The 17,429-nt window shown below is 46.1% G+C and carries 17 protein-coding genes; 8 read left to right on the plus strand and 9 right to left on the minus strand.

The window, feature by feature from the left end; genetic code table 11:
- Positions 1 to 11 precede the first annotated feature (11 nt).
- The 5 genes from ACKRAT_RS10805 to ACKRAT_RS10825 form a co-directional block, all read right to left on the minus strand.
- On the minus strand, positions 12 to 1,418 hold the full coding sequence (locus tag ACKRAT_RS10805) for a sucrose-specific PTS transporter subunit IIBC (RefSeq protein ID WP_411842428.1): 1,407 nt from the start codon (positions 1,416 to 1,418) through the stop codon (positions 12 to 14).
- A gap of 99 nt (positions 1,419 to 1,517) precedes the next feature.
- A complete protein-coding gene (locus tag ACKRAT_RS10810) occupies positions 1,518 to 2,516 on the minus strand; it encodes a LacI family DNA-binding transcriptional regulator (RefSeq protein ID WP_411842429.1) in 999 nt (332 codons plus the stop codon).
- Between the two features lie 437 nt (positions 2,517 to 2,953).
- Positions 2,954 to 4,102 (minus strand): TolB family protein, encoded by a 1,149-nt coding sequence (locus tag ACKRAT_RS10815; protein WP_411842430.1) that lies wholly within the window; start codon positions 4,100 to 4,102, stop codon positions 2,954 to 2,956.
- Between the two features lie 198 nt (positions 4,103 to 4,300).
- Positions 4,301 to 4,897, minus strand: a complete 597-nt coding sequence (locus tag ACKRAT_RS10820) for a class I SAM-dependent methyltransferase (protein WP_411842431.1) — start codon at positions 4,895 to 4,897, stop codon at positions 4,301 to 4,303.
- Complete coding sequence (locus ACKRAT_RS10825; protein ID WP_411842432.1) at positions 4,897 to 5,691, minus strand: CHAD domain-containing protein; 795 nt, start codon at positions 5,689 to 5,691, stop codon at positions 4,897 to 4,899. The genes ACKRAT_RS10820 and ACKRAT_RS10825 overlap by 1 nt, the downstream gene beginning before the upstream one ends.
- A gap of 276 nt (positions 5,692 to 5,967) precedes the next feature.
- Between ACKRAT_RS10825 and ACKRAT_RS10830 the strand changes: the two genes are divergently transcribed.
- Both ACKRAT_RS10830 and ACKRAT_RS10835 read left to right on the plus strand, forming a co-directional pair.
- The gene (locus ACKRAT_RS10830) at positions 5,968 to 6,816 is read left to right on the plus strand and encodes an aldo/keto reductase (protein WP_411842433.1); all 849 of its coding nucleotides are present in this window, start codon (positions 5,968 to 5,970) and stop codon (positions 6,814 to 6,816) included.
- Between the two features lie 259 nt (positions 6,817 to 7,075).
- On the plus strand, positions 7,076 to 7,498 hold the full coding sequence (locus ACKRAT_RS10835) for a universal stress protein (protein WP_411842434.1): 423 nt from the start codon (positions 7,076 to 7,078) through the stop codon (positions 7,496 to 7,498).
- 199 nt (positions 7,499 to 7,697) lie between these two features.
- Here the strand turns inward: ACKRAT_RS10835 and ACKRAT_RS10840 are convergent, their stop codons facing one another.
- Together ACKRAT_RS10840 and ACKRAT_RS10845 are read right to left on the minus strand one after the other, a co-directional pair.
- On the minus strand, positions 7,698 to 8,363 hold the full coding sequence (locus tag ACKRAT_RS10840) for a DUF6320 domain-containing protein (RefSeq protein WP_411842435.1): 666 nt from the start codon (positions 8,361 to 8,363) through the stop codon (positions 7,698 to 7,700).
- On the minus strand, positions 8,356 to 9,636 hold the full coding sequence (locus ACKRAT_RS10845; RefSeq protein ID WP_411842436.1) for an alcohol acetyltransferase: 1,281 nt from the start codon (positions 9,634 to 9,636) through the stop codon (positions 8,356 to 8,358). Before ACKRAT_RS10845 ends, ACKRAT_RS10840 begins: the two co-directional genes overlap by 8 nt.
- 254 nt (positions 9,637 to 9,890) lie before the next feature.
- On the opposite strand from ACKRAT_RS10845, the gene ACKRAT_RS10850 reads away from it, so the two are divergent.
- A complete protein-coding gene (locus tag ACKRAT_RS10850) occupies positions 9,891 to 10,670 on the plus strand; it encodes an SDR family NAD(P)-dependent oxidoreductase (RefSeq protein WP_411842437.1) in 780 nt (259 codons plus the stop codon).
- A 195-nt stretch (positions 10,671 to 10,865) separates the two neighbouring features.
- On the opposite strand, the gene ACKRAT_RS10855 is transcribed toward ACKRAT_RS10850, so the two are convergent.
- Positions 10,866 to 11,090, minus strand: a complete 225-nt coding sequence (locus ACKRAT_RS10855; RefSeq protein WP_411842438.1) for a hexameric tyrosine-coordinated heme protein — start codon at positions 11,088 to 11,090, stop codon at positions 10,866 to 10,868.
- Between the two features lie 187 nt (positions 11,091 to 11,277).
- Here ACKRAT_RS10855 and scdA point away from each other — a divergent pair, with 187 nt between their 5' ends.
- The 5 genes from scdA to ACKRAT_RS10880 all read left to right on the plus strand — a co-directional run bounded on the left by scdA (position 11,278) and on the right by ACKRAT_RS10880 (position 15,801).
- Entirely contained in the window at positions 11,278 to 11,994 is a 717-nt protein-coding gene (gene scdA, locus ACKRAT_RS10860) for an iron-sulfur cluster repair di-iron protein ScdA (RefSeq protein ID WP_411842439.1), read from the plus strand.
- Positions 11,995 to 12,282: 288 nt separating this feature from the next.
- Positions 12,283 to 14,025 (plus strand): carbon starvation protein A, encoded by a 1,743-nt coding sequence (locus ACKRAT_RS10865; RefSeq protein WP_411842440.1) that lies wholly within the window; start codon positions 12,283 to 12,285, stop codon positions 14,023 to 14,025.
- A gap of 16 nt (positions 14,026 to 14,041) precedes the next feature.
- Positions 14,042 to 14,299: a cory-CC-star protein gene (locus ACKRAT_RS10870; RefSeq protein WP_411842441.1), complete on the plus strand. Its 258-nt coding sequence runs from the start codon at positions 14,042 to 14,044 to the stop codon at positions 14,297 to 14,299.
- A 21-nt stretch (positions 14,300 to 14,320) separates the two neighbouring features.
- Positions 14,321 to 15,253, plus strand: a complete 933-nt coding sequence (locus tag ACKRAT_RS10875) for an ArsA family ATPase (protein WP_411842442.1) — start codon at positions 14,321 to 14,323, stop codon at positions 15,251 to 15,253.
- A gap of 185 nt (positions 15,254 to 15,438) precedes the next feature.
- The gene (locus tag ACKRAT_RS10880) at positions 15,439 to 15,801 is read left to right on the plus strand and encodes a cupin domain-containing protein (RefSeq protein ID WP_411844442.1); all 363 of its coding nucleotides are present in this window, start codon (positions 15,439 to 15,441) and stop codon (positions 15,799 to 15,801) included.
- An 85-nt stretch (positions 15,802 to 15,886) separates the two neighbouring features.
- Here ACKRAT_RS10880 and ACKRAT_RS10885 read toward each other — a convergent pair whose 3' ends face one another.
- Positions 15,887 to 17,377: an AAA family ATPase gene (locus ACKRAT_RS10885; RefSeq protein WP_411842443.1), complete on the minus strand. Its 1,491-nt coding sequence runs from the start codon at positions 17,375 to 17,377 to the stop codon at positions 15,887 to 15,889.
- Between the last annotated feature and the right edge of the window lie 52 nt (positions 17,378 to 17,429).

The raw sequence follows: 17,429 nt of genomic DNA on the forward strand, positions 1-17,429 counted from the left end.
CAAAACTCCTTCTAGTCTTCTAAAATTTCTTCCGCCTTTTTATCGGAATAGCCAAAGAACCATGTAAGAACGAAAGCGACGGCGATGGCTACGAGATTGACAAGGATATACATGAAAATCTGCTCATTCAGATACAGCAGTGTACCGGGTATAACAGTAATCGCCATACCCGTCCCCTGCAGTCCTGAGATGGAAGCGATGAATCCGCCTGCCGCGCCGCCGATGAGCCCCATGATGAACGGCTTGACGTATCTGAGGTTTACACCGAAGATTGCCGGTTCGGTAATACCGAGAAATGCCGAGAATGAGGACGGCAGTGCCAGCGCTTTCAGTTTCTTGGACTTGGTCTTCAGGCCGACAGCAAGCGTCGCGCCGCCCTGTGCTGCAACGGAAGCGGTAATGATTGCGTTGTATGGATTGGCACCGAGCTCTTCAAGCAGCTGTATTTCCAGCAGGTTGAATATGTGGTGCACCCCCGTAATTACGATGATCTGATTCAGTCCCCCGATCAGAATACCGCTGATTCCGAACGGCCATGCCAGTACGGATAATGTCGCCTCCAGTATGACACCTTCCAGTGCGTGGAAGACGGGCCCGATGAGGAAGAGCGCCAGCGTGATCATGATAAGCAGTGTCATAAATGGAGTAACGATCAGATCCAGCGATTCCGGCACACGGTTCCGGATCCATTTTTCAAGCTTCGCCCCGACGATACCGGCGATGAATGCCGGCAGTACGGAGGCCTGATATCCGACAACCGGGATGAACCCTGCAAACATGATCGGTTCCACTCCCCCGCCTGCGACATCCCACGCATTCGGCAGTGCGGGACTGACGAGCATGAGTCCAAGGATCAGACCGACGATCGGCGTGCCCCCGAACACCCTGAATGTTGACCATGCAACAAGTGCCGGCAGGAATATGAACGCCGTATCTGTCAGTATTTCAGTGAACAGGAGGAAGTTTTCCGAAATATCATCCGGAGACAGCCCGAAAATCCCGAGTATCTCCTCCTGCACGACCAGACCGCGCAGTCCCATGAAAAGACCCGTTGCAACCAGTACAGGAATAATCGGCACGAAAACATCACCGAAAGAGCGGATTGCCCTCTGGAACATATTTCCTTTTGAGGCCCCTTCCTTCTTGGCTTCGCTCTTATTCTTTCCTTCCAAACCGAATTTAAGCACTTCATCATAGATCCGGTTGACGGTCCCCGTACCGAGGATCACCTGGAACTGGCCGGAATTATAAAACGCACCTTTTACCTTATCAATATCCTCGACCGCTTCCTGGTCGATCTTTTCTTTATCCGCAACGATGATCCGGAGCCGTGTGGCACAATGTGCAACGGATTCGATATTATCTTCTCCTCCTGCGGCTTCAATGATCTCTTTGGCGATTTTACTGTTCTCTGACATTTTCTACACTCCTTTTTCTTAATACTCTGAATTAGGGAATCGATTCCACATTTCGCTAAAAAAATGAAGAGACGGCGAATGATTACGTTTTCATCTTCATTATAAACTATCCCTCGATTCAAGCTTAAAGTCAAGTGTTTTTTTATCGGAAACCTTTTTACCACCCTGTAAAATTTCCAGTAATGTTTCCGCCCCTTCCCTGCCGGCTTTTTCAAATTCATATTCAATCGTCGTCAGGGCCGGTTCTATGAAACGGGATGTTTCCGATGAGCCGATTCCGACCACTGCTGTATCTTCCGGAATACGCAGCCCCCGGTTCCTTATGTATTTCCATGCACCGAGTCCCATTCTGTCGGTCGCAGCAAACACCGCATCGATGTCCTCAGTAGACGCTTCAACCATACGGGCCGCCGCTTCATATCCGGAGTCGATCGAAAAATCACCGGTCTGTATCCATTCCTTCTGAACGTCGAGCCCATGCTTCGCCATCACATCAAGATAGCCCTGTTTCCTGAGCAGCCCGACCGCCCTATCGGAAGTGTCCACGCCGATGTAGCCGATATTCCGCCGGCCTTTCTCGATCAGCAGTTCCGTCATACTGCACGCAGCAGCATAATCATCGAATACGACAGAAGGGATGCGCGGTTTTCCGACAATTTCCTGTCCGATTACGACAACCGGCACTTTCGACTTTTCGATTTCTTCGATCAGGTCCCGATCGGTATTCGTCGCGATCAGAATGATACCATCCACCTGCCTGTTCTGAAGCAGTTTCAAATGTTCGATCTCTTTCTTTTTATCGAGGTTCGTACTTGTCAAAAGGATCTGGTACCCTATTTTTTCAAATACATCGGTCATTCCCCTGACCGTTCTGGACGACGTATCCGTGCTGATCTTGGGCAGGATGACACCGATGATTTTCGTCTGTTTCGTCCTTAGGGACTGCGCATGCTGGCTGGGCACAAAACCCGTTTCCTCAATGACATCCATCACTCTTTTTCTGGATTTTGCACTGACGTATCCCGAATTGTTGATCACTCTGGACACCGTCGTCCTGGATACTTCAGCCAGTTTCGCTATATCGTTGATGGTAATCATTAGAAAGTCACCCGAATCCTTTATTTTAGTTTATAGTTCCAATATTAACAGACTATACCAGAATCTCTTTCTTTAATCAGCCCGTTTCACAGAACTGGCCAGGGATATTTTTATTATGGCTGTTTGGATAATCGATTTCTTCTGGATGCGATAGAAACGATAAATGTCTGGTTGCCTGATAGAAGCTCATCTTCTTGATCAGTCCTTGATAAAAATGATAATTCACTGCAATAAAAATATTAACCCCACTGATTCGAACCAGTGGGGTTGGCTCATATATTCATCATTGTAAATGACTACTCGCTTTTAAAACCTTTCATCCATCATCAGACTTATTTTTACGGGCAGATTTTCCAGTCGCCGCTTCTAAGGAATGGCCCATCTCTGTATTGGCAAGGACACTTTCCGATCGATATTTCCACTCAGTGCAGTTGCGTCTAAGATGAACGCTTGAGACTCTTCTTGTAGATCAATGCAAAGATAAGAAGTACTGCTGTGCAGCCGCCGAGCCACAGTGTCAACGCCATTAATCCGATACCCAGCCATGGATTAATAAGAGTAGCGATAAAGGAGCCGACGAGTGCCATGCCGGTAATGACAGCACTGATGATGACCGGCAGATATGTTCTGACAGACGAATGACAATATACGATGGACAGGCCGAACATCAGCAGATAAAGGATGGTCAACGTTGCCGTGTTTACCAGTTTATCCGCCATCATTCCCGGCTGGAAACTGTCCTCTGCTTCAGGCAGTTCGAGTGCCAGTGGCGTCATATTCGCGCCATCATACGGGATGGTCATGATTTCATAGACGGACGGCTCACTCGGCCAGTTGCTTTGTGCGAGAAACGCAATCCGGTCTTCCTGGTGGAAGAATACCGGAGACGTCACAGTGGCGTTGTAGTCCGTCAGTCTCCGATAGTCGATGTTTGATATATCCATCAGGAAGAGTTCATAGATGAAAGTGCCCTTCTCTGATTCATCGTCTACCGCAGTATAAGCCAAGTATTCTCCGCCCGGCGAAAACGCAGGATGGTAGATGTCATCCGATATATTCTCCAGTAAGACAGTTTCTTCCGTCTCTGTTTCCAAATCGTATGAGGTAAGCTGTCGTACATCCTGAAAATCGGAATAGTAGAGGGTTCCCCCGTCATCAGAAATGGAGATATCAGCCATGTTGAAGGCATCTTTATCCGTCAGTTTCTCGTGTCCGGTCCCATCGGTTTTAACCGCATGGAGATCTGCCCCGTTCTCTCCCCGCCCCTCCGGTTTCAGGAAATCTTCAGCCGGCATGGCGATATAGTAGACGGTTTTACCGCCAGGCGCAATCACCGCGCTGAATACATGCTGATCTCCATCCGTCAGCTGCATCGCTCCGTCACTGTCCAGATCAGGCATATAATGCAGGCTCTGGACGCCGTCAGTGTCGGCAGACAGGTAGGAGATGCTTTCACCTTCCGGGGAGAACCGCGGTTTGCGGTGATCTTCTTCAGCTCCGGATGACGTGACTTGCGTTACATTCTTGTCTTCTATGTTGCCTGTGTAGATGCATTCATTTCCATCTGTATAATACGAAAAAGCCAAAGTCGAATCATCCGGGGAGAGGGATATGGAGTCTCCCATCCCGGTATAATATTTGTATGGATCATTATCACTGATAAGGCTGTAGGCGATAGCAGCGGTAAAAAGCAGTGCAACTGCACCGATGAGGCTTAATAAAATACGGTTTTTTCTGATGGAATCTCCCCTTTTAGAGTATGATGCGGTTCAATACAGTTCCCCCTACTTTGTGGCGCCTGCCAGGAACATGGACGCATCCTTATTCATGAAAATATTCTTACCATGATGGAATGTCCGGACTTCAGCATCATCAAAACCGGCTTCCATCAAGCGTCCTCTGATCTCTTCATGTGTAAATCCGTTATGCACTTTGGGATGGTCGATTTCTGGATGTTTGTCAAAATCGACGATGATCAGTCTGCCGCCCTCATTTAAAGTTTTGTACAGAGATCTCAGCAGATCGGCGGTATCCGGTACATGCAGAAGCACCAGCGATACGAGGATGACATCCGCATTTAAATCTGTATAATCTTTTGTCAGATCCAGATGCAAAGTTTCGATGTTATCCAGTCCTCTGTCTGAAATTTTACCTTCCGCCGCCTTCACCATTTCGGCTGATGCATCCGCCAGGAGAATAGATTCGAATTGATCTGCCAGTTCGAAGCTGACCAGACCCGTCCCGCCGCCGTAATCGAGCAGGGAACCATAAGTCCTTCCGTTCAATTCGTTCTTCACTTCGCCGGTTATGATGTTCGCTAGTTCAATCCGGTCTGCTGTGTCATACTTTTTCGCCATCGCATTAAATACATTCTCTTCCATCATGCACCTCCTTGACTATTATTCAGCATCTTCTGCTGTGCCTCGTCTATTTTATAAAATAACTTTTTCAATGCTTCATCGTCCACTCTTTCGGCATACGTTTCCAGCATCTGCCGGTTCACATGGGCATCGGTAAGCACACCGAACTCGTCCTGGATCCTTTGTGCATTTCTCGTCATCTTCTTATGTTTTCCTGATGAAAACTTTCCTAGATATTTGGCTGAAAACCGGAGTTTCTTCGCCTTTTTCCTGATCTCATGCACCGCTTCATGATCATCCATGTCGGCATTATGATAAGCCTCTGTCAGCCTGCGGTTCTTTTTGACCAGGCGCTTTTTAATGTAACGCCCCCAGTCGGGTTTTTCCTTGAGTGAAATGTTTCCAACTCCTGCTTCAACTGCCGCAAGTGCAGATTCAGCCGAACGCACTTTGGTCTTATTAAATGTGCGTCTCATTTCCTTCAGGCGTTCTTTATGCAGGAAAGCAAATAACGCTTTGTAATCATCACTCAAACCGGGTTCATCCAGGGCGATTTCAGTGCACAGTTCAATGAGCACATCCACTTCCCGCAACCGACCATAGATCCGGGCCAGATTCTTCAATTCATCATTGAGCCTGTCATATTCATCTTCATCGAATGTTTTTTTAAGGAAATTCAGCAGGCTTCTGAGTTTTCTGCTGTGGGTGCGTACTTTATGGGCCGTTTCCGGCTGATAGGGATTGTTCTGATAATCTGTATATGCTTTCTTTAATTTATCTGTACGCTTGGAAAGTACCTTGAGTATTTCTTCCATTCTACTCCCCTCCTGTATAACTTGATGATTCCGAGATCATCCATATCGTATAGGCATCTCACTTTTATATACCCGCTATACACATAGGTATGAATCCATTTATGAAATAATCCCGGGCGGGAGATGCCTCGCGCAGCGCTCCATGGGCAATATATTTTACATACATCTTTCGCAGAGTATAATTTAAAAAGTAAATATTATTAAAATGATAATCAGAAAAATAATAATAACTTTTCAATGATATTTACTTAATCTCAGTAAAGTGAGGTCAACAATATGAAAACACTAACAGATACTTTTCAATTAAGTAACGGCACTGAAATTCCATGCGTCGGCTTTGGTACATGGCAGACGCCGGACGGACCGACTGCAGTCAATTCCGTAAAGAAATCAATCGAAGCGGGATACCGCCATATAGATACAGCAGCCGCCTATAAGAATGAAGGCAGCGTCGGTCAGGCGATAAAGGAATCTGGTGTCGCAAGAGAAGAATTATTCATCACCAGCAAACTCTGGAATACAGAACGCGGCTATGAAAAGACACTTGCTGCATTCGAACAGACATTGAAGGAACTTGAAACCGACTATCTCGATCTCTATCTCATCCACTGGCCTGCATCATCCAGCCAGTTCGACAACTGGGAAGAGATCAATCTAGAAACTTGGAGAGCCATGACAGAGTTGTATAAGGCCGGGAAAATAAAAGCCATCGGTGTCTCCAACTTCATGGCACATCACCTCGAAGCGCTCGTTCAGACGGAAGTCAAACCGGTGGTCAACCAGGTTGAGTACCACCCGGGCCATGCGCAGGACGAAGTCGTCAGTTTCTGCAGGCAGCATGACATCCTCATCGAAGCATGGAGCCCGATCGGCTCCGGCAGACTGCTGGATAATGAAGCACTGAAGGAAATCGCTTCAAAATATGATAAATCAGTGGCGCAGCTCTGCATCAAATCCGTATTGCAGAATGGCGTGCTGCCGCTTCCTAAATCCGTCACACCGGAGAGAATCGAAGAGAACACGCATGTTTTCGACTTCGAAATCTCAGATGAGGACATGAAGCAGATCAATGCCATGGAAAACGTCGGATTCTCCGGCATGAATCCGGATGAATTGGATTTCTAAACTATATATGAATCTTACCGAGAGGATACACAGTATCCTCTTTTTTAGTTTTACTAAATATGGCCACGGGTAGAATGAAGTAAGAAGGAAATATACCCGCTTAATGCCTCGGAGAAAGCGATGCTTATATCGGATTTACGGACTGGATCGGCAGGTGATTAAAGAAGTTATAGGCATTATAAAATAATGATGGATTAATTTAGCAAAACCTGTTAATTTTAAGATAATAAATTTATGAAAAGTAAAGGTGTGATTGAAGATGTATAAGAATATATTACTGCCTTATGATTTTGGAAATTCCTTCAGCAATGTACCGGAGCAGTTGGCAAAACTGACAGACAACGACGAAGACGCCACAATCACGATTTTCAACGTGATTTCGGAAGGCGATCAGGCGAATAATGTAAAATACCACGGCAAGCATTTTGAGGATGTTACAAAAGATAAGATTGAAGACCTCAAACCTTTTACGGATCAGCTCGATGAACTGGGATTGAACTATACAACCCTCTTCAGAACAGGACGCATAGTCAATGAGCTTTTGAAAGAGATAAACGAAAATGATTATGAAGTTGTGGTCATGAGCAACAAACGGTCCAAACGTGATATTAAACATGTGCTCGGGCATGTCACACACAAAATAGCAAAACGCGTCAATACACCGGTTCTCATCATTAAATAATATAATAAATGTCTGGCATATCGGATTTTGTAATATCAATCGCATCACATCAATTATGGCGCAGCTCGAACGAGCTGCGCCATAATTTTTTCGCCTGTCTACTCCAGGAGGCGCATACCAGGGCCATCAGATCAGAGGATCCGGTATAGATTGGGTCGTTCTTCTTTTAATCGTTTCGATGTTTTTTCATTCTCTCATGTTAAATATGGAACCGCCGGCCCAGCTGTGTCATGAAAGCCTGATTCGCAAAGAGGAGAATGGAAGAGAAGGTGGCCACGGCGAACAATGCTGCGACGACACTCGGCCAGAGCACTGTTGCGATGCCCGTCAGATAGAAGACCGCCGGCGAAAAGCCGAGCGCGATCATCATCAGGAGGAAACTTACATACCCGCCCCATCGCAGGCGCACTTTCAGAATGATGATGGACATCAGGAGAATCCCTGCAATGATGAGGAAAGGCACGACATAATTCACTGACCACTGGATGGCGCCGGACATTATATCAATGACCAGCAGCAGCACGGTCAGGCTGACTACCTGGGCGACGATTTTCCCGCCCAGGTGAGAGGCGGAGAGGATCGTATGGTTGAGTGATACCAGGACATAAAATACAGCAACCGCCACATAGAACACCCAGAGGAACCGGGGCATGACGGCGATGTTGATGACCAGGCATGCAAGTACAGCAAGAACGCCGGAGAAAATCGCAATTCTTGATATCCGTGTCTTCTTCTTATACTCCTCCATGTCATACGCCGGGTAGTGCGCGCCTTCTTCATGCACGCCCTCTCCTATGGTTTCCGCGTGGCATAAGGGGCATATCTCATGATGGGTCCACATATCGCAATTTAGACATTTATTCATGGCTTTCCCCCCACTCATTCGAATAGACCGCTATATCCAGGCCTGTAACTGCTCTCAGTTTTCTGAAGAATGACCGGATGATGTCATTCTCGTCAATAGACCGAGCGAATGTGATCGTCAGCTGATCATTCACTGTGCCGATTCCGCAGTTGATCGGGCTCTTTCTCGTTGGATACAGTACCACTTCCATCCGTTCTATATGCGGCACCATGGACCCGGGCAGCTTTGTATTGCCAAGGTTGGACAGCGTCATCGTCTTTGCCCGCTCGCCGAACTGGTTGAATCCGAAGCGCATCAAGGGGTATTTCAGGAAAACGGGCACGATTCTTGTCCAGAGGCTGCTCTGGAGTGAAACGAAGCGGTTGATTCCGGCCTGCAGGGTTTCCTTATCCGCCTTGCTTTTCAGCTGTCCCGACACTTCCTTGATTATGTCATCAAGCGTCATACTTTCATTCATCTGTACACCGATGTTTGCCACGGAAAAGAAATTCCTCAGCGTCCTGGAGGGAAACTGGCGGCGCAGGCTGATGGGGAGCGCGATCGCAATCAGTCCTTCAGGTGTGTCTTCCTTCATATTTTCGGTATAGATCGACTGTATCAATATACCCGTCAGGAATGTGGTGAGGGTGGCCCCTCTGCCTTTTGCGAATGCATTAAGATCGGAAGCGTTCACTACGCCATGTATAACGTTTATGCCCGGCGGATCGAATGCCGTCCCTCTGATCTGATACGCTTTCTCTGCCATGTTACCGGAACGCTTTCCGCCATCAGATGTCGCATATCTTTCAAAGCTGTCCTCAGTCTCCTCACTGCTCGGCGGATCTTCCGGCAACAACACCGCTCCTTCAGCCGAGACATCTTCTCCTTTAAGACGCAGGTACTGATAGATCAATGTTTTCAGGAATTCCACTGCGCCCCCGCCGTCCGTAAGGGAATGGAAGATTTCAACCGAAACCCGCCGGTCAAAATACAGCACCCGTATCAGATAGGCATTGTTCTTTTTCGTATCGATCGGTGCACAGGGATAGCCCCTTTCCTCCTTCACACAAAGTTCTTCATCGTTATACTCCATGAAGTCCCAGAACAGTCCTTTACGCACTCTCACAGTCAGCATCGGAAACCGCACTGCCACGATATCCAGCGCCCTTTGCAGACATTCCTTATCTATCGTTTCTTTCAATGTCATCGAGACCCGGTACACCGAGGAGTTCGTTGCACTCGATACCGCATGAAATATCTTTCCTGTGTTATCTATTTTATACCATCTATCCATCAGTTCACCTTCTTTGTTCCCGGCAGATTCTGTCTTCGTTGTTCTTTACCCTGTAACCGATATCGGTATGTAACAGGTCATTCAATTGAACGGTATGAAGAGGGTCAGGCGTATGGATTTCCAGATCCGTGTTAAAAGAGTTAAATACATCCAGACATAACCGAATTATTTTTGTTATTAAGCAGTATTGTTACCATAATCCGGAAATGTGATGCATATATACTATCAATACATTTAAAGGAGAGATACCAATTATGGGACGACTCGATAACAAAGTGGCAGTGATTACCGGCGGCGCAGGCGGGCTCGGTAAACAGACCGCACAAATATTCTTGAATGAAGGTGCGAAAGTATCTTTAGTCGATCTTGATAAATCGAAATTGGATGCGGTCAAAGAGGAATTGGGCAGTGAAAATGTCCTCACGGTTGAAGCGGATGTCACCAATGAAGACGATGTAAAAAACTATGTCGAGCAGACGGTGGACGCATTCGGTTCTCTTGATATATTCTTCAACAATGCAGGGATCATCGGTGACATTGCCCCTATAGATGAACAGACATTGGAGAATTTCAACAAAGTGACTGCCATTAATGCAACGGGGCTATTCCTTGGATTGAAACATGTCATCCCCGTCATGAAAGAACAGGAAAGCGGCAGCATCATCAATACCTCTTCAGTGGACGGACTGAGAGGCAGTCCAATTCTGTCACCCTATTCAACTTCCAAACACGCGGTTGTCGGTTTGACCAAGACTGCTGCACTGGAAAATGCAGCACATAACATCCGTGTGAATTCTGTCCATCCTGCCCCTGTATCAGGAAATATGATGCAGACCGTTGAAAAAGGATTGAGCAAATCCCAGCAAAACGAGGAAGCGGCGGTCAAGGAAGCGCTCACAGAAAGCATCCCGATTGGACGCTATGCGGAGTATGACGACATTGCGAATGTCGTACTGTTCCTCGCATCCGATGACAGCAAATTCGTTACAGGCTCACAATACAGAGTGGACGGCGGCATGGGTGCGACGAGCTAATGCGTCACAAACAATACTATTGAAATTGATTTGAGGCGGGCTGCTGTGACAGTCCGCCTCTTTTTAATTGCAGGGCCATCTTACAGCAGCGATATCAAAGCATAGATACTATGTAGAAAAAATGTATATCACCGGTATATGTCATTTTAAAAAGTGCGGACCCGAAAATAATCGGCTCCGCACTTTTTAAAATGACTATTTCCAGTAGTCGTTCGCTGCTGCGACTGTCTGGAAGTGGATGGCAATCACCTGTGAGGCGAATGTCAGGCTGTCTGCGTTTTCCGCATACTCCGGACGCAGTCTCTTGCGGACCTCTGCATCCGGCTGTGTCAGTCCGACCCCTTTCCGTGCCAGCTTGACCGCCAAATCGTATCCTTCCTGCGCCGTGTCTGTTTTTAAACTAGGTAACCATTGTTCCATAGGAATACTCCCCCTAATATGATCTATGACTCACTCTGATTATATAGGAATAAAAACTTCTGATATGTGATTCAAATCATAGTGGCGTTCTCCAAACACTGTAAAATTGAAAGTGAATTAAGATCTTGTCAGCGGGAAAAGCACAAAGATCGATCATAAAAAAATATAAATACAGGGAGAAGATATCATGAACCAGGAATTACAGGAGAAACATGTTGCTACTATCGTCACCGAGTATCCAAAAACGGCGGATGTATTCCGCAGCGCCGGCATTGATTTTTGCTGCGGAGGCAAGATGCCGTTGAAAGAAGCGGTGGAAGCAAGCAAATACGATGGTGATGAGATTTACCTGGCTGTCGATGAAAAGATCAGCAGTTCAAACGGCGATAGCGGCAGTATCGATATGAAATACCTGTCCATACCCAGCATCATCGATTATATTCAAAATAGATACCATGAAGACCTAAGGGAGGAACTAGTCAATCTGACGCCGTATATCACAAAGGTTTCCAGAGTGCATGGTGAGAACCATCCCCATCTGATTCAAGTGAAAGAACTATTCAGCAAGTTGAAATCAGCATTGATCGAGCACACTGATGATGAAGACCGCAATGTCTTTCCAAAGATTGCGGATTATGCCCAAAATCATGATTATGTAGATGATGACGCCCTGCAAGAAGCACTGCAAAAACTCCTTGATGATCATGATGGAGCCGGAAATATCCTAAAACGCATGAGACAAATCGCAGACGGCTTCCAGCCACCACAGGGAGCATGCGGCACTTACCGGCTGGTATATGCAAGACTGGAAAATCTGGAGAAGGAAACGTTCGATCACGTACACATGGAGAACCATGTCCTGTTCGAACGTGTGAATGATTTGATGAAAAAACAATCCGCTTAATCATAATAAAATAGCGATCCCCCTGGTCCAGGTCATTGGATTAGGGGGATTTGTTATAGTTAGGACCATTCTTCTTTCATTCCGATGGAACGCTGGCAGTCTTGACTGAAATGACTATGGCGTAGAATGGACAGTCTTCAATCGTATCGCACATGACACTCATTGTTCTGCCAACCCCCCTTCTCTCCCCCCACCTTGCCGGGCCCCGAACCTTTATTTCCACTATTTACAATTATTAGAATATTCGGTAGACTTTACAGTAAACTAGAATAAAAAGGAGGAGTTTCATTGAATGCCATATTAGTTGCTGTTCTCGGGCTCGCCGTTTTCGCACTGGGTTACCGTTATTATTCGAAATTGATAGGAGATCGGATCTTCAGGCTGGACCCCGATTTCATTACACCGGCTCACAAGTATAAGGATGGTGTGGATTTCGTACCCACGAACAAATTTGTACTGTGGGGCCACCACTTCACTTCCGTCGCAGGCGCCGCCCCGATTCTCGGTCCGGCCATCGCGGTCTACTGGGGCTGGCTGCCGGCCTTTCTGTGGGTCGTCCTCGGAACCGTCTTTGCTGCCGGTGTCCACGATTTCGGCACACTGGCACTGTCAGTGCGCAATAAGGGCCAGTCAATCGGTACGATCGCAGAGAAATTCATCGGCAGGCGGGGTAAGATCCTGTTCCTGTTCATCATACTGACGCTTGTGCTGATGATCAATGCGGTCTTTGCCTGGGTGATCGCAAACCTGTTCATTACATATCCGGCAAGCGTACTGCCCGTCTTCATACAGATTCCACTCGCCATATGGATCGGCTATGCCGCCTATAAGAAGAATATGAAGATGCTCGTGCCTTCCCTGCTCGCACTCGCTGCCATGTATCTTGTCGCCATCCTTACGGCGGAAGTTTCTTGGCTACAGATCGACCTCGTATCCTATATGGGTGGTGAGGAAGCTGCAGGACTGTTCGACCTCGGATCTGTATCGACCGCGTTCATGATCTGGATTGCCGTCCTGCTGATCTATGTCTATATCGCATCGACTTTGCCGGTATGGAAGCTGCTTCAGCCAAGGGATTTCATCAACTCCCACCAGCTGACCGTCGGACTGCTCATACTGTATGCGGGACTGCTCTTTACGAACCCGACCATCAATGCACCGGCGACGAACGCCGATGCGGACACGTCCTGGCTGCCGCTGTTATTCATCACGGTCGCATGCGGGGCGATTTCAGGCTTCCACGGGCTCGTGTCCTCGGGCACTTCGTCCAAGCAGCTGGATAATGAGACCGACGCCCGTTTCGTCGGCTACTTCGGTGCCGTCGGTGAAGGGATACTCGCGCTCATTTCAATCCTTGCCGTCGTCACGCTGTTCAACAGCGCCGACGACTTCGCTGCCACCTACTCGAGCTTCAACGCAGCCAATGCGAGCGGCCTCGGCAATTTTGTCGAAGGGGCCGCAGTGCTTGCCGGCGGACTCGGGATTCCGGCGAATATCGCCACGACGATTGTTTCCATCATCGTCGTCAGCTTCGCCGCTACGACGCTCGATACGGCGGTGCGTCTCATGCGCTATATCATTGCAGAAATCGGAACCGAGTATAAGGTACCAGCCTTGACGAAGAAGCATGTTGCAACGGCCATCGCAGTCGTTTCCACCGCAGCACTCGTATTGATTCCGGAAGGACCGAACGGATTCGGTTCGGGCGGCTATCTCATCTGGCCGCTGTTCGGAACATCCAACCAGCTGCTTGCGGGAATCAGCCTGCTGCTGATCTCCATCTGGCTGAAGCGACGGGGCATCAACTATGCCATCACGCTCATACCGATGATATTCCTGCTGTTCATGACATTGTACGCAATGTTCGTCCAGGTTTTCTTCGAATGGGCATGGTATGCCGAAGATTCCAATCTGCTGCTGTTTGTACTCGGCGCAATCATTTTCGTCTTCGCCATCTGGATCATCATTACATCCATCCAGGCGCTCTCCGGCAAATTCGATGATGAGCTTGAAAAGCGACAGAATGACTGATTAGGGGGTAATACTGATGCTGGACAATATCAAAAAGCTGATCCGGTATTATGAGGAAGTGCTCGAAATGCCGCACCGTACGGAAGTGGCAAGGGAGCTGAGGGAGGAGGATGACCTCTTCCTGCTCCTCCTCTACTCCGAGATGATCGGCATACCGAACCCTGTCTACTACTACACGCTGGAACTGTATCCGCACATCATCGAGGACTTCCACGACTGGCATCTCCGCATGGGGATGGACAAGTCACCACTGACCGGCATCCGCTGCTGCTGATCACACTAAAGGAGCATATTCATGAGCATTCATACTAAAAAGATTCTTTTCATCGGCGGCAAGGGCGGTGTGGGCAAATCCACATCCGCCTCGGCCATCGCCTGGAGACTCGCAAAGTCCGGCAGAAGTACCCTGCTTATTTCGACGGACCCGGCCCATAACCTTGGTCATATCTTTTCACGGGACATCGGCGGGGAGACCACACAGATTGCAGACAACCTCCATGCGCTCGAAATCGACCCGGAGCATGAAACGAAGAAGTATATCGACTCCGTGAAGGAGAACATCAAGGGTACCGTACAATCCAGCATGATCGAGGAGGTCAACCGGCAGCTGGATACAGCCAGAGCTTCACCGGGTGCGGATGAATCCGCACTGTTCGACAAACTTGTCTCCATCATCCTGGAAGAAGAAGGCGAATACGATCACCTCGTTTTCGACACCGCCCCCACCGGCCATACGATCCGCCTCCTCACATTGCCGGAGCTAATGGGCGTGTGGATCGAGGGGCTGCTGAAGAAGCGGCGGAAGACCAATGAGAACTACACCCAGCTCCTCAATGATGGAGAGCCGGTCGAAGATCCAATCTACGATGTATTGCTCGAGCGGCAGAATCGCTTCTCACGGGCACGGGAGATCATGCTCGAATCCGGCAAGACAGGATTTATTTTCGTACTCAATCCAGAAAGACTGCCGATACTTGAAACCAAGAAGGCCGTGGGCCTGCTGGATAAGTATCACCTGCATGTGAAGACACTCATCGTCAATAAAGTCCTGCCGGATGAAGCGGACGGCACTTTCCTCGCTCAGAGGCGGGAACATGAAAGCCGGTACCTGAAAGAGATCGAAGAAACCTTTCCAGATCAGGATTTCATCCGCGTCCCGCTGCTCCCGCATGATATCACGACAATCGAAGAGCTCGATCAATTCAGTGAATACTATGAGATGGATTGAGAAAAATAAAAGAAGCCTCCACTCTGTTGTGGAGATTTCCATATGTTGAATCTATTGGAGCAGAGCAATCTGCTCTTTTTTTATGGACTTATCAGGAAATGCTGACGCCGTTCACGATGTCGCGCCATACTAAGTCCTTGTTGAATGATTAATTTCAGGTGGAAGCGGTAAAAGTATAATAATCAATATCCGGAGAATGGCTCGGCTCTGTCCACCCTTTCCACCACTACCACAGCAACACCCATGAAATGCTTGCAGTTAAAGAAGGCAGCGCCACGCTGCAGCTCGGCGGTGAACAGGGTGAGCTGGTAGAAGCGGAGAAAGGCGATGTCATTATCCTCCCTGCCGGTTATGGCCATAAGAAAATTGAAGCAAGCGGAGATTATGCGAACTATGGCGCCTACCAAGGTGCGGTCAGTTTTGACATATGCTATGGAGAACCGGAAGAACGCCCTGAGAAGGTGGAGAATATAAAGAAGATTCCACCCCCAAAATCTGACCCCGTAATTGGCTATAATAGTCCATTGTTCGATTACTGGAGAATTTGATTTTTATCAATCAAGATTATGCATTCAGTTTACGACAGATATTTATAGACGAGTAGAGATTAAAAAGGCAGTCAGCAAAATCAGCTTATATGTTATCTTTTTTATCATTGGTCACGATTTGAATGAGACTTTCAAAAAGACTTGGATTGTTATGAACAATTATTTTTAGGGCTTCTCTAGTCCTTGTTATATTTTGAAATAACATTTGACGTGGGTCATAGTAAGAAGGACCTCTATACTTGATATAGTTTCCGGTTTCATCGAATAAAAAACTTTGATCGAGAAAAATTATAACTTTATCAAATTCTTGACCTATAATCTTATGAGAATTATGCTGATCATAATTGTGACAGAAATGCTCATAGGATATGTTTTTAGTATGCTGACTATTAGTATAAGGTAAATAAATCCAACCATGATTTTGAAGAGTATGAATATAATCATCAAAATCTTCATCCTGTCTTAAATATTCCACTGTAACGGAATCATAAGTGCGTTCCCAGTAATTATCCCCTGAAAAAATAGTTTGAGTAAATGTAGCAATTTCTTTATTTGTTCTAATCTTTTTAGATAGCTCAAATATTGCTTCATCATCTATGAGGCTTGACAGGTAGTTAAAATTCTTATACCTTCTTTCATTGCTATGTAGATATTGGCGAGGATCTATACTAAATATTAATTTTATATTATTATATTTAGCATTCTCTATCAAACTTTCTAATTGATCTTTCTTTAACCTTTGCGCTTCATCGATGAATATTACATCAAGACCTTCATATTCTTTTTCATTATGAATCCAACGATGCGCGTTTCTTATCTTCCATTTAAAATTACCAATTAGAATGTTATGACCGGTATTTAATTGACCACAATGAATAGTCATCACCGATTTACCGCTTTCTATCTCTTTACGTATTAAATCATATAATAAAAGTGTTTTTCCTGTCCCTGGGGGACCATGTAATATTTGAATAGGATGTTTATATAGCAATATTCTTTTAGAAAAATCATTTTGCTGATTTGTTAAGAAATAATTGGAATTTACAAATTCCGTCGTGTTATTAAAAGGAGAAACTAAATAGTTCGAAGGAGAAAATAGGTTATCAATTTCTTCAAAAAACTTTTCTTTTGCTACTTCGTTCAATAAACAAATAAAATATTCTAGAGTAATTTCTTCTAATCCCTCTCCATTCTTAAGAAAAAAAGAATTATTTTCAGCGACATAAGTAATAATTATTATATTTTTATTTAATGATTTTAAATAGTGATATTTTCTTTCTTGCTGTTTTTCTATTGCTTCCAAAGTACTTTTTTTCTTCAATTCAATATTAAAAGCCCTATCTGTTGTTACTTTTAATAAATCAAATTCTTCTCCGATTTGATTTATTTTAAAACCTATATGAAAACCTTCTAGTATCGCTTGGTTACACACTAAGCTAACTAATGACGTTAAATCTTCTACCTCGCTGTTTTTCAAACCTGAGGTTTTATACTTTTCTAGGAAGTTACTTTTCGTATCTTCGCTTGCAATATTTACTATACTGGAATAAGTTGCTAAATTCATTGCTAGAGTCATAACATTCACCTAACTTTTAATTTTTATATAATTATCACTTTAATGTCATTAT

The sequence above is a fragment of the Salinicoccus sp. HZC-1 genome (genome assembly GCF_046736035.1).
In the GTDB taxonomy this organism is placed as follows: domain Bacteria; phylum Bacillota; class Bacilli; order Staphylococcales; family Salinicoccaceae; genus Salinicoccus.

Coding starts and splice junctions, on each gene's coding strand:
- ACKRAT_RS10805 (WP_411842428.1), bottom strand. CDS start 1,418: ATGTCAGAGAACAGTAAAATCGCCAAAGAGATCATTGAAGCCGCAGGA.
- ACKRAT_RS10810 (WP_411842429.1), bottom strand. CDS start 2,516: ATGATTACCATCAACGATATAGCGAAACTGGCTGAAGTATCCAGGACG.
- ACKRAT_RS10820 (WP_411842431.1), bottom strand. CDS start 4,897: ATGGAAGAGAATGTATTTAATGCGATGGCGAAAAAGTATGACACAGCA.
- ACKRAT_RS10825 (WP_411842432.1), bottom strand. CDS start 5,691: ATGGAAGAAATACTCAAGGTACTTTCCAAGCGTACAGATAAATTAAAG.
- ACKRAT_RS10830 (WP_411842433.1), top strand. CDS start 5,968: ATGAAAACACTAACAGATACTTTTCAATTAAGTAACGGCACTGAAATT.
- ACKRAT_RS10835 (WP_411842434.1), top strand. CDS start 7,076: ATGTATAAGAATATATTACTGCCTTATGATTTTGGAAATTCCTTCAGC.
- ACKRAT_RS10840 (WP_411842435.1), bottom strand. CDS start 8,363: ATGAATAAATGTCTAAATTGCGATATGTGGACCCATCATGAGATATGC.
- ACKRAT_RS10845 (WP_411842436.1), bottom strand. CDS start 9,636: ATGGATAGATGGTATAAAATAGATAACACAGGAAAGATATTTCATGCG.
- ACKRAT_RS10850 (WP_411842437.1), top strand. CDS start 9,891: ATGGGACGACTCGATAACAAAGTGGCAGTGATTACCGGCGGCGCAGGC.
- ACKRAT_RS10855 (WP_411842438.1), bottom strand. CDS start 11,090: ATGGAACAATGGTTACCTAGTTTAAAAACAGACACGGCGCAGGAAGGA.
- scdA (WP_411842439.1), top strand. CDS start 11,278: ATGAACCAGGAATTACAGGAGAAACATGTTGCTACTATCGTCACCGAG.
- ACKRAT_RS10870 (WP_411842441.1), top strand. CDS start 14,042: ATGCTGGACAATATCAAAAAGCTGATCCGGTATTATGAGGAAGTGCTC.
- ACKRAT_RS10875 (WP_411842442.1), top strand. CDS start 14,321: ATGAGCATTCATACTAAAAAGATTCTTTTCATCGGCGGCAAGGGCGGT.
- ACKRAT_RS10885 (WP_411842443.1), bottom strand. CDS start 17,377: ATGACTCTAGCAATGAATTTAGCAACTTATTCCAGTATAGTAAATATT.